The sequence below is a fragment of the Kribbella sp. NPDC050459 genome, from assembly GCF_040655315.1.
Classification (GTDB): Bacteria; Actinomycetota; Actinomycetes; order Propionibacteriales; family Kribbellaceae; genus Kribbella.
This window is the reverse complement of record NZ_JBFAJQ010000003.1, coordinates 569,510-583,928: the sequence shown is the minus strand read 5'-3', so window position 1 is coordinate 583,928 and position 14,419 is coordinate 569,510. Positions and strand designations below refer to the sequence as shown.

Below are 14,419 nucleotides of genomic sequence, written 5' to 3'. Positions count from 1 at the left end.
GATCACCTCCGGCGAAAGCTCATGAACCCCAGGCGCCTACGCTGCGATTTGTACCTACTAATTTGGTCTCACGCGTCTGGTGTCGTGTGCCCACATTGCGATCTCCACGCGGTTGCGTGCGCCGAGTTTGGTCATCAGCGATGCGACGTGGGACTTGACCGTGCTCAGGCCGACGAAGAGCTCGGTGGCGATCTCGGCGTTGGTCCGGCCCCGTGCCACCAGTGCGAGCACCTCCTCCTCGCGGTCGGTGAGCGGGTCGATGGGTTGGACCGGGACGACTGGCGACCGGTCGGCGAAGGTTGCCAGGAGGCGGCGGGTGACGTTGGGGGCGATCAGCGCGTCGCCGTTGGCTGCCGCGTGGATGGCCTGTACGAGGAGCTGCGGACCGGCGTCTTTGAGCAGGAAGCCGCGGGCGCCGGCGCGGAGGGCGCCTAGGACGTACTCGTCGAGGTCGAAGGTGGTGATCACGACGACCGCCATCGGGTCCGGCACGTCCGGCCCGGCCAGGCGCCGGGTCACCTCGACGCCGTCGAGCCCGGGCATCCGGATGTCGACGAGGAGGACATCGGGACGCAGGCGGTTCGCCAGGTCGAGCGCCTCGAGCCCGTCTGCTGCTTCCCCCACGACGTCGATGTCGGGTTGCGCGCCGAGGATCATCACCAACCCGGTCCGGACCAAGTCCTGGTCGTCGGCTACGACAACACGGATGCTCATCCCAACGCCTCCACCGGCAGCACGGCCTCGACCACCCAGCCACCGCCGGGCCCCGGGCCCGCGGAGAGCGATCCGCCGAGGAGCTGGGCGCGTTCGGCCATGCCCAGCAGGCCGAACCCAGGCCCGGGGGCCGGCCCCGGCTCGGTCTGTCCGTCGTCGCTGACACGCAGCCTGACCGCGTCGCCCTCCCGGCGTACGTCGATCCCGACGCGGGTCGCGCTCCGGGCGTGCCGTACGGCGTTGGTCAGCGACTCCTGCGCGAGCCGATAGAGCGCGGCGTCCACGGGTCGCGCCAGCCGGGTCAACGAACCGTCCAGCGAGACCTCGACGGTGGGCGTCGCGTCCGCGCGCGCCAGGGCAGGCAGGTCCGCGACACCCAGCTGTGGTGAGTAGGCGACGCCTTCCTCCTCACGCAGTACCCGCACCATGGATCTCATCTCCGCCAGGGTTCGCGACGCTTCGCTCTCGATCGCCGCCAGGACATCGGCAGCCTTCTCAGGCTGGATGCCGGCGACCACGCGACCGGCCTGCGCCTGCACCGCGATGGCCGAGACGTGGTGGGCCACGGTGTCGTGCAGCTCGCGCGCCAGCGCCACCCGCTCCTGATTGCGGATCTCGCGCTGTCGGCGATGCCAGAGGTCCGCGCGGTAGCGGAACACCACCGCGAGGGCGACGAACAACAGCAAGAGGACGCTCCCGCCGAAAATCTCGGACCGGCTCGCGGAGGAGGCGTACATCCCCAGTACGACGACAACCGTCACGAACGCCGTCCCCACGACGATCTCCCGGCCTGAGCCCCACCGCACCAGGGAGTAGAGCAGGATCACGACGGCCGTCATGGAGTCGAGGCCGAGATCCCCGGCGTGCGTAGTCAGTTGGAGGACCGAGAGCAGCCCGGCGACGCCCCACCCGACCAGGGCAGCCATCAGGGGGCGGCGCCGCCGCCAGAGCAGTGCAGGCATCAGCGCCAGGGCGAGCACCGTCACAAGGGGTCGCCAGGCCAAGCCCGGCCGAGCGATGCCCTCGACCAAGGCGGCGGCCGCGAGCACGCCCACCAGCAGCCAGTCGAGCCGGCCGATGGGTGGGGCGTCAGCAGGCCGCGGCTCATGCCAGATGGAGCGCCGGATAGTGACCACGGCTCCAGCCTAGGGATCGGGCGCGCCTCGGCGTACCCGCCGAAAGAACTAGAGACAGACCATGCCATCGGCCAGGCGAACCCCAGCCTCCAGGCCGAGGCGCCCGCCGCCGGGCTGGGCGACCGTGGACCTATCGATCCTCACCACGACAACGGAGCCCACGATGAGAACACGTCAACCCGCCACCGTCACACTGCAAGACCAGCCGATCCCGGTGCGAGCCAAGCTCGCCGCAGCGTGGACGAGCTTCATGTTCCTCTACGCCTACGTGGACATTCTCAACTTCTTCACCCCCGGCGTCGTCGAAGACATCCTCGACGGCAGGGTCTTCGAGTTCGACCTCTCCCAGACCTTTTCGACCGCGGCGCTGACCCTCGTGGCCATCCCGGCCCTCATGGTCGTGGTGTCGATGACGCTGCCCGCCAGGGTGAACCGCACCACGAACCTCATCGTGGCAGCGCTCTACGTCCCCGTCACGGCATTCAACGTGGTGGGTGGGTCCTGGCTGTTCTTCTACGGCCTCGGCGTCGTCCTGGAATTGATCCTTCTCGCCCTCATCCTGCGGTTCGCCTGGACCTGGCCCCGCACCGCACCGTCGGCGACCATGACGACCAGCCCGGACCGTGAAGCGCTGGAAATGACATAACGCCACGTCAAATGAGTGTCGCCCTTTCTGCACGTCTGTCTGACGTACCGCGCCTGGTCAGGCGTCAGCCAGGGCCGTCGCCGAGTCGCGGACGACGAGTTCGGGCTCGGGATCGGCGATGATGCCGCCGGCGCAGGGTCGTCCCGCCATCAGCTCGTACAGCCCCTCGACGCCGGCGCGGCCGAGCTCGTACAGGGGCATCCGGACCGCGGTCACGGCTGGGCGCAGGTGTTCCATCAGGCCGACGTCGTGGATCCCGACCACAGACAGCTGGTCGGGTACGGCGATGCCGAGATCCCGGGCGGCGGCCAGTACCCCGACGGCGCTCATGACGTTGTTCACCACGACTGCGGTCGGCGCGGCCGGCAGTTGCAGCGCCTGTCGCAGCCCGTCGGCGCCGGCCTGCTCACCGAATCCGGTGGCCAGGTGCGGCGCCGGTTCCAGGCCGGCCTGCTGCATCTCCTGCTGATATCCGAGGTAACGCTGCTGGAACGCGTGCCCGGTCGCCCCGCCGATGAAGACGATTCGGCGATGGCGCAGGTTGAGCAGGAACCGGGTCGCGACCTCGCCCGCGCGGCGGTCGTCGATGCCGACCCAAGGGTGGTCCTGGGCGTAGTCGAGGCTGAGGATCGGCTTGGGGTGGGAGCGAAGCTCGGCCATCACGTCGTCGTCGAACAGTGAGTCGTCCCGGATCAGGATGCCGTCGACGGTGCCGTGGCTGAGCAGCCGGGTGACGAACTGGCTGCCTGAGCGCATCGTCTCGGCGTCGCCGAGCAGGACTGTCCCGCCGCGCTCGGCCGCGGCCGCGTAGACGCCGCGCAGCAGCTGGGCGTAGACGGGATTGTCGAGCTTGTGGAGGATCAGCGCGATCATGCCGGTGCGGTTGAGCCGCAGGGACCGGGCCGCCTGGTTGGGCTGGTAGTCGAGGGTTTCCATGGCCTGGAGGACCCGCGCACGGGTGGCCTCGCTCATCCGGGTGTGGGTCGTGCCGTTGAGCACGGCCGACACCACCGCGACCGATACCCCGGCTGTGCGGGCGATGTCCCGTTGCGTTGTCACGCTTGCCTGTCTCCCTCGAACCGTTGACGTAACGTCGCAATCAAATCTGCGGTGAATTAACGATACGTCACCTAACTGGCCTCGGCTCGGAACCGGGCCGGTCAACCGCCGCGCACCCCTGGACCGACCGTGCGAACCGTCGGGGTGCTTGGGCGCTGGTGGGTGCAGTCGAAGGACTCAGCAAGAACTCTCACGTGTCATGAGGAGATGGGATGCAACGAAGACTTCTTCGGCGGAGCACTCGCCGCCGTGCGCGTGCGTGGGCTGCGACGACAGTCGCGCTGGCTCTGCTGGCGACGAGCCTGTCGCCGGCCCGGGCCGCCACGAGCGACATGTCGGATCTCGGCGAGCTGCTCGACTTGACGCGTCCGGGGCTCGCCCGCGTGGCGGCGGAGCTTGCCGCCGGCGACGAGGCGGGCGCCGCGGCCGAGCTCAAGGTCTACTACGCGGGGCGCTCGGGCATCGATTATCCGGGTGTGGGCGGGGAAGGAGGCGGCGACGCGACCGCCGACGAATTGGCGGCGGGGATCTTCCGGTTCGGCACCGTGACCCGTGACTTCTACGACGATGCCGCGCAGCGGATCGACGTGGACTGGGCGGACCTCTGGGGCGGGACGGAGACCATCCCAGGGAGCGCACAGGTCCTGATGAGCGACTTCGCGTTCATGTCGACGCTGACGAGCGCTTATCTGAAGGAGAGCGACCCGCAGAAGCGTGCGGCGTACGCGTCGGCGTGGATGGACATCTCACTGGACTTCTTCGCCGACAATCCGAGCTGGCCGCAGAACCGCAACCTGTCGGGCGGCAAGCGGCTGGCCCAGCTCGTCAGCGCGTTCTCCGTGTTCAGGACGGAGCCGAGCATCGACGCGAAGGACCTCGTGGCGTATCTGTCCGGCGTGCACGCGACGACGGAGCTGCTCGCGACTGTGCTGCAGATCCATGTCGGAAACAACTGGTACGTCTCGATGGCCCGCGCGATCTACGTCTCGGCGGTCTATCTGCCCGAGTTCAAGGCGTCCTTCGTCTGGGAGCCGTTCGTGGTGCGCTCTGTCGAGCGGTTCCTGCGCGCCTGGGTGAAGGGCGACGGTGTGTACCGCGAGCCGACGTTCAACTATCAGGCCTACGTGGCGGATCTGATCAACACGATGATCCAAGTCGCGGATGCCAACGGGCGAACCCTGCCAGACGGGATTGTTCAGTCAGCGGATTGGATCGCGGATGCGCTGTTCGCGACCCGTCAGCCGAATCTCGAGCCCGCGCTCGTCGGCGACTCTCCGAACACGGACGCGGGCACGAGCGCGATTCGCAAGACCGGTGAGCGTAACTCCTGGTCCGACTTCACCTGGGTCGCCTCCGGGCGCACCGAGGGGACCCTCCCGACGCTGTCGTCCACGGTGTTTCCGATCAGCTATGCGGTCCAGCGGTCCGGGTGGGACGCCGATGCCCGGTACATGCTGATCAACAACCAGAACTCCAGCTATACGGCCTCCCATCGGCATCCCGACGACCTCAGCCTGGTGATGGCGGCGTACGGGCGCCCGCTGATCGTCGACCCCGGAGCGGGCGACTACAGCGCCACCCCGACCAACGACTGGATGCGCCGCACGACCGAGGCGCACAACACCATCGAGGTCGACGGACAACCACAGCCCGCCGGCTTGCCCCGCTCGACGTCGCTGTGGCGCTCGAACGCGGGCCTCGACATCTACCGCGGTAAGACGCAGGCCTACCGGCCAATCGCGCACGATCGCGTCGTCTACTTCGTCAAGCCCGGCTTCTGGGTCGTCTCCGACGACCTCACGGGTGACACCGGCGCACACGACTACCGGCAGCTCTGGCACTTCCCTGGCGATCCGGTCACCGTCGACCCGAACACGAACGTCGCCACGGTCGGGTTCGACACAGTGCCCGGCGCCGCACCAGTTGCCGGCGTGCAGCTCGTCCCCGTGGCCCCGGCCGGCGCCGATCTCACGTCGAACGTCCACAAGAACGGTGCCGTGCGCGTCGGCGAGCAGGTTCTCACCGACGTCGACTATCTGTCGTACGACTGGTCCGCCTCCGGCGCCACAGGAGTGGACACGGTCGTAGTTCCCGGCAAGGCCGGCGCCGCGCCCTCGGTCAAGGCGTCGCGCATCGAACTGCCCCAGGTAGATCACTCCATGGCCAGCGCGATGAAGATCGACCTGCCGAAAGCGACCGGCCGCTTCTACCTGTCGCGCGAGGCGATTCCCTCGGCGAGGCAGTTCGGGGATGCCGCGACCAACGCCGAGACCGCCTACATCGAGCGTGCCAAGGGCGGCGGGCTGACGCGGTACGCGCTGACCCAGGGATCGTCGCTGGTCGACGACGGGGACACCGTCGTCAAAGCCTCCGGAGTCGTGTCCGACCTCAGTGTGGAACTGCAGGGCGCTACCGCCCGGATCTCGCTCGGAGACCCCTTCACCGGCACCCTCACGATCAACGCACCGAAGGCACGCGCGGTGAAGATCAACGGCATCCCGACCGCGTTCGCCCGCACCGGCGACCTCGTCACCGTCTCGGCCAAGGCGGCCTTCGCCCCGAAGCCGTTGCTCAACGAGGAGTTCACCGACGCGAGCCTGGACAGCACCGCCTATGACTTCAACGGCTCCCTTGACGGCTGGACGCCGGTCCAGGGCACCTGGACGCTGGGCGGCGCGCAGCCAGACACGCAGCTGGTGCAGACCTCGAGTACGGACACGCAGTCGTTGGCGGTGCAGCAGGACGTACCGGACGACGTGGTCGTGACTGCCGACATCGTTCCGGGGACACGAAACCAGACGACGGCAACGACCGGTCTCGCGTTCCGCTACCACGATTCCCGCAACTACTACCGGGCCGATGTCGTCAGTACGTCGGGCGGCGCGAAGCTGCAGCTCGTGAAGGTTTACAACGCGACGTCTACGCTCCTCGCGGAGAAGGAGCTGCCCATCAACGCAGACAGCGCGCACACGTTGACCGTTTCAGCAGTCGGGAAGCATCTGATCGCCACAGTGGGCAACACGTCGATCTCCGCAGATGACACGCAATTGCCGACGGGTGGTGCCGCCGCCTCCACGAACGGCCGGTCCGCGGCCTTCGACAACATCACGATCAAGGAAGGGCTCGACCAGGCCAATTGGCGGGGTATCGCAGGAAAGGCGTCCGTCAACTCGGGTCAGTTGAAGCTCACGCCTACCGACGGCAGGGCGCACGTACTGGCCGACTCGACGTTGCCGTCACGCTTCTCCGAGACGTGCGACTATGCCGCGAAGGTCAGGGTCACGATCAATGGATCCGTCGGCACCGCGGGCATCTCGCTGCGAGACACCTCGGACTCCTACGGGTACCGGATCCACCTCGGCAAGACGAGCAACAGAACTCAGTACGCGAGTATCGTCCGCGAAGCTCACGCCTCGGGTCCGGTCACGGTGGGCACGGTGTCCCTCAGCAACCCGTTGACAGGTCCCGTCGAGCTTGGTGCAGCGGTCCACGGCGACCGCATCACCGTGACGCTGAACGGCGTTCAGATCCTGGAGGGTCGCGACACCGTGGTCCGGAACGGCGGCGTCGGGCTCTACGCATCCACGGAGAGCACGTTCGAGAACGTCACTGTCGCACGCTCCTGCGAGGGACGGCGATGACGATGTGATCACGTGGGGCCTCGGGACAGAACGCTTGATCTCCGGCAGAGATCTGGTTCGTCCTGGGCCTCACCCACTGCGTATGACGAGACTGTCGGCGTCAAGGGCGGGTGCCGTTACGCTGGCGGCATGACCACGATCAAGGACGTTGCGATGCGGGCCGGGGTGTCCACGGCCGTGGTTTCCGCGGTGATCTCCGGGGCTCGCGGCAACATCCGGATGAGCGAGGCGACCCGGCTCCGCGTCGAGCAGGCGATCCAGGACACGGGCTATCGCGTCAACCACGCCGCGCAGTCGCTGCGACTGTCCAGATCGGGTGTGATCGCAGCGGTGGTGCCGAAGATCGCGAACCCGGTCTTCGAGTTGGCGATTCGTGGCATGCACGCGGCCGCCGAGGAACACGGTGACGTGCTGTTGCTGGCCGACGCACTGTGGATCGAGCCGGGCAGCCACCTGATGAGCCGGATCGTCGGCACGGGCATGGTCGACGGGGTGTTGTTGCGGTCCACCCAGTGGGGGACCGAGACCGCTGAGGAACTCACCAAGCGGTCGATCCCGTACGTGATCCTGCAGAACCCGCGCCCGGACGACTCCGTGTCGGTGTGGATCGACGACGCGGCCGGGATCGGTCTGGCCACGACGCACCTGCTGGGTCTCGGGCACCGCCGCATCGCACTGGTCGGCGGCCCCCTCGTCCCGATCGCCAGTAGCGCCCGGGTCGACGGCTACCGCTCGGCGTTGCGGGCAGCGGGTGTGCGCTTCGACCGGTCGCTGATCAAGCAGGTCGGCTACGAGCCGCCGGATCTGGCGACCGCGACGCGCGAGCTCCTCGGCTCGGCCCGGCCGCCGTCCGCGCTGATCATCGACAACATCGTCGCGGCACCGGGAGCGATCGCGGCGATTCTCGATCTCGGCCTGCGGATTCCCGCCGATCTGTCGATCGTCGTGTACCAGGATCTGCCTATCGCCGACGCCATGCGGCCCGCACCGAGCACGGTCCGGATGCCTGTGCAGCAAGCCGGAATGCGCGCCTATACGACACTGCGCCGGATGATCGACGGCCGCCGCGTCCAGTCGGCACTGGTGACGCGGCCGGCGCCGAAACTGATCGATCGAGGATCGACAGCACCGTACGCCGGCTGAGCGCCCACCTGCCGAGAAGTCACCGTCGACGCATTCGTCGGACCTTGATTAACCGATGAATCACCGGCATGATGCTCGCCGTAGCTCCGAATCGACCGTAGGCCCACCGCTGCTCGGGATGGGCTGGACAGGGAATTCCTCATGGTTCACGTCGTTCTCGTCTCCGGCTGGCAAACCGTCAACATCGGCGACGTCGCCCATACGCCAGGCGCGCTCCGGGCCTTTCAGCGCTACGCACCGGAAGCGAAGCTGACGCTGTGGGCCCTCAGCATCGACGAGAACGTACGGCAGATGCTCGGCCGCTACTTTCCGGACGTCGAGATCGTCGAGGACCGGGTCGTGCCCGGCGAGCCGCTCAGCCCGGAGCTGGACCGGTTGTTTGCCGAAGGCGACCTTTTGGTCCACGGGTCGGGGCCATCGCTCGTTGCCCAGGTGGAGGTCGCCGAATGGCATCGGCGGACCGGAAAGCCGCACGGCATCTTCGGTGTGACAGTAGATCCGCTCCGGCCGTACGGCTCGACGCTGGCGCGGGCGGCGAGCATGATCAGCGCGATCGACGGTGACCTGCTCACCGAACTCCAGCGCGAGGTGCTCGACACGGCCACGTTCGTCTATTGCCGGGATTCGTTGACCGAGCGGTTCCTGGCCGGCCAGGACCTCGGGGCGCCCGCGATCGCGTTCGGTCCGGACGCCACCGTCATGTTCGACGTGGTCGACGACGGCGACGGCCAGGCGGTCCTCGCGGAGTACGGGTTGAAGCCCGGACGCTTCCTCTGCGTCGTACCGCGGCTGCGTTTCACGCCGTACCACCAGATCCGGAACTACCCACCCGCAGCCGAGGATGTTCGCCGGACGGCCTACAACGCGGGCTATCTGAAGTCCGACCTGGACGTTCTGCGGCAGACCGTGATCGGGTGGGTGCGAGCCACTGGCGAGCCGGCGCTCGTCGTGCCGGAGATGAGCTACGCGATGGAAATCGCCGAGGCGGAGTTCGCGGGGACGTTCCCTGCCGACGTGGCCGACCTGGTTCACATCCTGCCGCGGTTCTGGGACCTGACCGAGGCGGCCGCGGTGTACCGGCAGGCCGGCGCGGTCGTGAGCATGGAATGCCACTCACCTCTGATCGCCTTGGCGGAAGGTGTTCCGTCGGTCTACCTGCGTCAGCCGACCGACACGATCAAGGGCCAGATGTACAACGATCTCGGACTGCCGTTCGTCGAGCTGGGACCTGGGGCCGACGCTGCGGCCGGGCAACTCCTGCAGAAGATCGCCGACGATCGGCCGGCCGCGGCCGAAGTCGCGCGGCAGGCGCGGGACGGCGCGCAGGAGCGCGTGCGGGGGATGGTCGAGGGCGCCGTCGCAGCGGTCGGCAGCAGGATCCGCTGATGTCGTCGGGGACCAAGGTGCGGCCGAGGGCCGGCGCAGATCCCGGTGCGCCTGCCGCCCGCGAGACCAGCGTCCGCGGGCAGCTCGCGGCCCGATGGCACCGGGACCGGGTGCTGCTCGTGCTCGCGGTACCGGGCGTGATCGTCCTGGTTCTGTTCCACTACCTGCCGCTGCTGGGCAACGTGATCGCCTTCCAGGACTACCAGCCGTTCCTCGGCATCAGCGGATCGGATTTCGTTGGCCTGAGCAACTTCTCGGTCATCTTCAACGGTGACCCGGAGTTCCTGAACGCGCTCGTCAACACGTTGATCATCACGATGGTCCAAGTGCTGTTCGTGTTCCCGCTGCCGATCGCGCTGGCCCTGGTACTCAACACGATGCTGAACGAACGAGCCAAGCGGCTGACGCAGTCGATCCTCTACCTGCCGCACTTCCTGTCCTGGGTCATCGTCGTGGCGCTGTTCCAGCAGATGTTCGGCAACGGCGGAATGCTGAACGAGTGGCTGCGTTCCGCGGACCTGGGAACCTTCCAGATCATCGGCGTACCGGAGCTGTTCAAACTGCTGATCACGTCGCAAGTGATCTGGAAGGACACCGGCTGGTCGACCATCATCTTCCTGGCCGCGCTGTCCAAGGTCGACCTGAACCTGTACGAGGCGGCGGCGATCGACCGGGCCGGCCCGCTCCGGCAGCTGTGGCACGTCACACTGCCCGCGATCCGGCCCGTGATCGTCCTGCTGCTGATCCTGCGGCTGGGTGATTCGCTCACGGTCGGTTTCGAGCAGATCCTCCTGCAGCAGGGTCCGGTCGGCGCGCAGGCTTCCGAGGTGCTCGACACCTACGTCTACAACAACGGGATCATCGGCGGGAACTGGGGTGTCTCGGCCGCGGTCGGCCTGGTGAAGGGCGTCGTCGGCGTGGTTCTCGTCCTCGGGGCGAACCGGTTCGCCCACGCCATGGGGGAGCGAGGGGTGTACTCGAAATGACCGGACTGCTGGAAACCACCGCTGAACGCCGGGCTCGGCGCAACCGTCACCCGGCGTCGGACGAGCGGCCTGCCTGGATGGGACGGCAACCGCGCTGGGCGACCGCGGCGCGCGGTGGACTGCTGACCGTGGCCTGCCTCGCGGTGATCGTGCCGTTCGTCGCCGTCGTGATGACGAGTCTGGCGCCGCAACGCGATATCAGCGCGCGCGGGGGACTCGTGCTCTTCACCAGCGAGCCGTCGCTCGCGGCGTACCGGGCCGTTCTGTCGGGAGGAGTGGTGACGCGGGCCCTCAGCGTGTCGGTCGCGGTCACCGCTGTCGGCACTGTGCTGTCGCTGGCCTGCACCATCATGCTCGCGTACGCCCTGTCGAGGCCGGGATCGCTGTTGCACAAGCCCATCCTGCTGATGACACTGTTCACCCTCTTGTTCAATCCGGGCATGATCCCGATGTACCTGATCGTCAAGCAGCTCGGCCTGATCGACAACCTGGCGGCGTTGATCCTGCCGGTGGTGGTCAACGCCTTCAACGTGATCGTGATGCGGTCCTTCTTCCTCGAGCTTCCCGGTGAGCTGACCGAGTCGGCGAAGATCGACGGGGCCGGCGAACTCCGGATCCTCACCCTCATCGTCCTGCCGCTCTCGAAGGCCGTCGTCGCGGTGGTCGGCTTGTTCTACGCCGTCGCCTACTGGAACGCGTTCTTCTCTGCCCTGCTCTACCTGCCGTCGCCGGAGAAGTGGCCGCTGCAGCTGGTCCTGCGAACGTTCGTCGTGAACCAGACACCGCTCGGTACGGACGAGCTCTCGGCGTCGACCGAGTCGCTGCCGCCCCAGGCGTCGATCCAGATGGCGATTCTGGTCATGTCCGTCATCCCGATCCTGATCATCTACCCGTTCATCCAGAAGCACTTCAGCAAGGGACTTCTGATCGGCGCCGTCAAAGGCTGATCGACCGGACGCCCGCCATGAGGAGGGAACCGTAACCATGGATGCGTTTTCGCGCCGTACGTTGCTCAAAGGGCTGTCCGCGGCAGCCGTCGCCGGTGCCGCCGGATCAGGTCTCGGCTGCTCCGCCAAGACGACGGCGGGAACCTCCGGCCGCATCGGAGCTGACGTTCTCCCGGCGTTCGCCAAGGCCGGGAACGCCGAACCCGCGCTGAAGAGCGCAAGCCCGCTCGGCATGAGCGGGTACTTCGAGTACCCGCCGAATCCCGTCGCGTCGGTCAGCAAGCCCCCGCTGTCGGGTGGCCAGATCTCCGCCCTCACCTACACCTTCGACCCGGTGGCGCCCGGCAAGTCCGACAATCCGCTGTGGCAGGAGGTCGACAAGCGACTTGGTGGAAAGCTCGACATCACGTACGCGCCGGCGGCTGACTACGCTCAACGGTTCGCGACGACCGTGGCCGGCGGAGACCTGCCCGACCTGGTGTCGATCTACGGCTCGGTGCAGCAGCTGCCCGCGTTGCTGAAGGCAAAGTTCACCGACTTGACCGAGTACCTGTCGGGCGATGCCGTCAAGGACTATCCGAACCTGGCGGGTCTGTCCACCGACTCGTGGCGCAAGACCGTGTACGGCAACGCCCTGTGGGGAGTACCGATCGCCCGGGTACCGATCCCGTCGGTCGCCTGGATCCGCGCCGACCTCGTCGCCGGTACCGGACTGCCCGCGCAGCCCAAGGACATCGGAGAGTTCAAGGCACTGCTGAAGGGGCTGACCAACGAGCGCAAGTCCCGCTGGGCCTGCGGCGATCCGGGCAGCACTCTGACCATGATCGCCGCGTCCTTGGGCATCCCCGGCAGCTGGAGCGAGGACGGCGGGAAGTTCACCTCCAACATCGAACTCGAGGCGTACGAGAAGGCGCTGGCCGACACCCGCGAGCTGGCCGACGCCGGCGTCTTCCATCCGGACGGCCTGGTGGCGTCCAACAACCAGCGCAACGACTGGTTCACCAACGGGACCACCCCGATCGTCTTCGGCGGGTACGCCGGCTGGAGCAAGTACGAGATGTGGGGAGCCGAGGTACCGGGCTTCAAGCTCGGGTCTCTTCCGATGTTCGGCTACGACGCGGCGAGCAAGCCCGTCCATCCGCGGGGGAGTGCAGCTCAGGCGTTCACCGCTGTCACCCGCGCCGAACCGGACCGGGTTCGCGAGGTGCTCCGGGTCCTCGATTGGCTCGCCGCGCCGTTCGGATCTTCCGAGTACCTCCTGCGCAACTTCGGGATCGAGGGGCAGACGTACAAGTTGGAGGGCAGCGACCCGATCGTGAACTCGCGCGGCCAGAATCTGCGGCTGGTGCCGTTCGGGTACGTCAGCGGACCGACCCTGGCCATCTACGACCCGGGCCGGCGCGATGTCGCCCAGGCCCGCTTCGACTACCAGGAAGCCGCGCTGCCGATTCTCGCGCCTGATCCGACCCAGGGCCTGTACTCCGAGACCGATGCGGCCAAGGGTCTGCAGTTGGGCAAGGACCTGACCGATACACGGAACGGCATCCTGGCCGGACGCGCACCCGTCTCGAGCTGGAAGGCGGCCGTGACCAAGTGGCGCAACGGCGGCGGCGACAAGATCCGGTCCGAGTTCGAACAGGCTTTCTCGGAGGCGGGACCCAAGTGAGCCGTCAGCTGGTCACCCTGGCCGACGAGTTCCTGGCCGGTCAGCCGTATTCCATCCTCGACCGGGAGCCGTCGGACTGGGCCGGAGACGCCCACGACTACTACTCGGTCGGCAACTACTCCTGGCCGAATCCGGAGACAGCCGACGGTCTGCCGTACATCAGGGTCGACGGCCGGCGGAACCCGGACGCGTGGAGCGATCGCTACGACAAACGGCGGTTCCGGCAGACGGCCGCGGCCGTCAACACCCTGGTGCAAGCCCACCTCCGAACCGGCGAGGCGCGCTACGCCGATGCCGCGGAGGCACGTCTCGAACGCTGGTTCCTGGACCCGGCGACCGCGATGCGCCCCAACTTCGCTCACGCTGCCGCGCTGCCCGGTCAGCACGACGGTGCGGCGATCGGGCAGATCGAGGCGACGCTCCTGACCGACCTCCTGGACCACGTCGACCTGCTGGTGAAGGCCGGACGATTCACCGAACGCCTCCCACTCCTGCAGGACTGGTTCGCCGAGTTGACCCACTGGATGCGGTCGAGCGAACTCGGCCGGCAGGAAGAACGGATGACCAACAACCACGGAGTTTGGTGGGACGCGCAGGTACTGCGTTATCTGCAGTTCGTCGATGATCGGGCCGCGCTCACCAAGATCCTCGATCGGTTCGACATCCGGCTGCGCCACATTGCTCGCGGCGGCGCACTCCCGAGAGAACTGGCTCGTCCCGACTCGTTGCTCTACACCATCTACTGTCTGAGAGCCTTCGCCGTCTGCTGTCGGGTCGCAGCTGCTGCAGGCCGCGACCTGTGGAATGCGCCCGCCGAACCCGGCTTCGGCAGTCTCCGCGACGCGTTCCACTTCTGGGCAGGCCATGCCGACGACGACCGCCGCTGGATCTGGCCGCGGCAGCCCTCGGACCTGGACAGAACCGCTCTGTGGCTCGCCGACGAAGCCGCCGCCGTCTACCAGACTCCGAGCCTCACAGCGTTCGCAGAGACCCTGCGAAGGCAAGACCTACCCGCCCCCGAGATCCCGTCAACCGCAGCCCTGGAACACCTCCCGACCTTTAAGGAGTGACACAGATGCAGATCCCCGCCCCAAG

At 67.5% G+C, this 14,419-nt stretch carries 11 protein-coding genes; 8 read left to right on the top strand and 3 right to left on the bottom strand.

What is annotated here, in order from left to right:
* Window positions 1-57 precede the first annotated feature (57 nt).
* Window positions 58-714 carry a response regulator transcription factor gene (locus tag AB0I12_RS13990; RefSeq protein ID WP_359929039.1) on the bottom strand — a complete coding sequence of 219 codons (657 nt, stop codon included), beginning with the start codon at window positions 712-714 and terminating at the stop codon, window positions 58-60.
* Window positions 711-1,850, bottom strand: coding sequence for a histidine kinase (locus AB0I12_RS13985; protein WP_359929037.1), 1,140 nt, complete (start codon window positions 1,848-1,850; stop codon window positions 711-713). Before AB0I12_RS13985 ends, AB0I12_RS13990 begins: the two co-directional genes overlap by 4 nt.
* 124 nt (window positions 1,851-1,974) lie before the next feature.
* Here AB0I12_RS13985 and AB0I12_RS13980 point away from each other — a divergent pair, with 124 nt between their 5' ends.
* Entirely contained in the window at window positions 1,975-2,496 is a 522-nt protein-coding gene (locus AB0I12_RS13980) for a DUF6326 family protein (protein ID WP_359929035.1), read from the top strand.
* A gap of 57 nt (window positions 2,497-2,553) precedes the next feature.
* Here AB0I12_RS13980 and AB0I12_RS13975 read toward each other — a convergent pair whose 3' ends face one another.
* Window positions 2,554-3,555: a LacI family DNA-binding transcriptional regulator gene (locus tag AB0I12_RS13975; protein WP_359929034.1), complete on the bottom strand. Its 1,002-nt coding sequence runs from the start codon at window positions 3,553-3,555 to the stop codon at window positions 2,554-2,556.
* Window positions 3,556-3,767: 212 nt separating this feature from the next.
* On the opposite strand from AB0I12_RS13975, the gene AB0I12_RS13970 reads away from it, so the two are divergent.
* The 7 genes from AB0I12_RS13970 (at window position 3,768) to AB0I12_RS13940 (ending at window position 14,394) form a co-directional block, all read left to right on the top strand.
* Window positions 3,768-7,196, top strand: coding sequence for an alginate lyase family protein (locus tag AB0I12_RS13970; protein ID WP_359929032.1), 3,429 nt, complete (start codon window positions 3,768-3,770; stop codon window positions 7,194-7,196).
* A 129-nt stretch (window positions 7,197-7,325) separates the two neighbouring features.
* On the top strand, window positions 7,326-8,339 hold the full coding sequence (locus AB0I12_RS13965; RefSeq protein ID WP_359929030.1) for a LacI family DNA-binding transcriptional regulator: 1,014 nt from the start codon (window positions 7,326-7,328) through the stop codon (window positions 8,337-8,339).
* A gap of 141 nt (window positions 8,340-8,480) precedes the next feature.
* Window positions 8,481-9,725, top strand: a complete 1,245-nt coding sequence (locus tag AB0I12_RS13960; RefSeq protein ID WP_359929029.1) for a polysaccharide pyruvyl transferase family protein — start codon at window positions 8,481-8,483, stop codon at window positions 9,723-9,725.
* Window positions 9,725-10,711, top strand: coding sequence for an ABC transporter permease subunit (locus AB0I12_RS13955; RefSeq protein ID WP_359929027.1), 987 nt, complete (start codon window positions 9,725-9,727; stop codon window positions 10,709-10,711). Before AB0I12_RS13960 ends, AB0I12_RS13955 begins: the two co-directional genes overlap by 1 nt.
* A complete protein-coding gene (locus AB0I12_RS13950; RefSeq protein WP_359929025.1) occupies window positions 10,708-11,658 on the top strand; it encodes a carbohydrate ABC transporter permease in 951 nt (316 codons plus the stop codon). The genes AB0I12_RS13955 and AB0I12_RS13950 overlap by 4 nt, the downstream gene beginning before the upstream one ends.
* A 37-nt stretch (window positions 11,659-11,695) precedes the next feature.
* Window positions 11,696-13,324 carry an extracellular solute-binding protein gene (locus tag AB0I12_RS13945; RefSeq protein ID WP_359929023.1) on the top strand — a complete coding sequence of 543 codons (1,629 nt, stop codon included), beginning with the start codon at window positions 11,696-11,698 and terminating at the stop codon, window positions 13,322-13,324.
* Window positions 13,321-14,394, top strand: a complete 1,074-nt coding sequence (locus AB0I12_RS13940) for an alginate lyase family protein (RefSeq protein WP_359929022.1) — start codon at window positions 13,321-13,323, stop codon at window positions 14,392-14,394. Before AB0I12_RS13945 ends, AB0I12_RS13940 begins: the two co-directional genes overlap by 4 nt.
* The last annotated feature ends 25 nt before the right edge of the window (window positions 14,395-14,419 follow it).

Coding starts and splice junctions, on each gene's coding strand:
- AB0I12_RS13990 (WP_359929039.1), bottom strand. CDS start 714: ATGAGCATCCGTGTTGTCGTAGCCGACGACCAGGACTTGGTCCGGACC.
- AB0I12_RS13970 (WP_359929032.1), top strand. CDS start 3,768: ATGCAACGAAGACTTCTTCGGCGGAGCACTCGCCGCCGTGCGCGTGCG.
- AB0I12_RS13965 (WP_359929030.1), top strand. CDS start 7,326: ATGACCACGATCAAGGACGTTGCGATGCGGGCCGGGGTGTCCACGGCC.
- AB0I12_RS13960 (WP_359929029.1), top strand. CDS start 8,481: ATGGTTCACGTCGTTCTCGTCTCCGGCTGGCAAACCGTCAACATCGGC.
- AB0I12_RS13955 (WP_359929027.1), top strand. CDS start 9,725: ATGTCGTCGGGGACCAAGGTGCGGCCGAGGGCCGGCGCAGATCCCGGT.
- AB0I12_RS13950 (WP_359929025.1), top strand. CDS start 10,708: ATGACCGGACTGCTGGAAACCACCGCTGAACGCCGGGCTCGGCGCAAC.
- AB0I12_RS13945 (WP_359929023.1), top strand. CDS start 11,696: ATGGATGCGTTTTCGCGCCGTACGTTGCTCAAAGGGCTGTCCGCGGCA.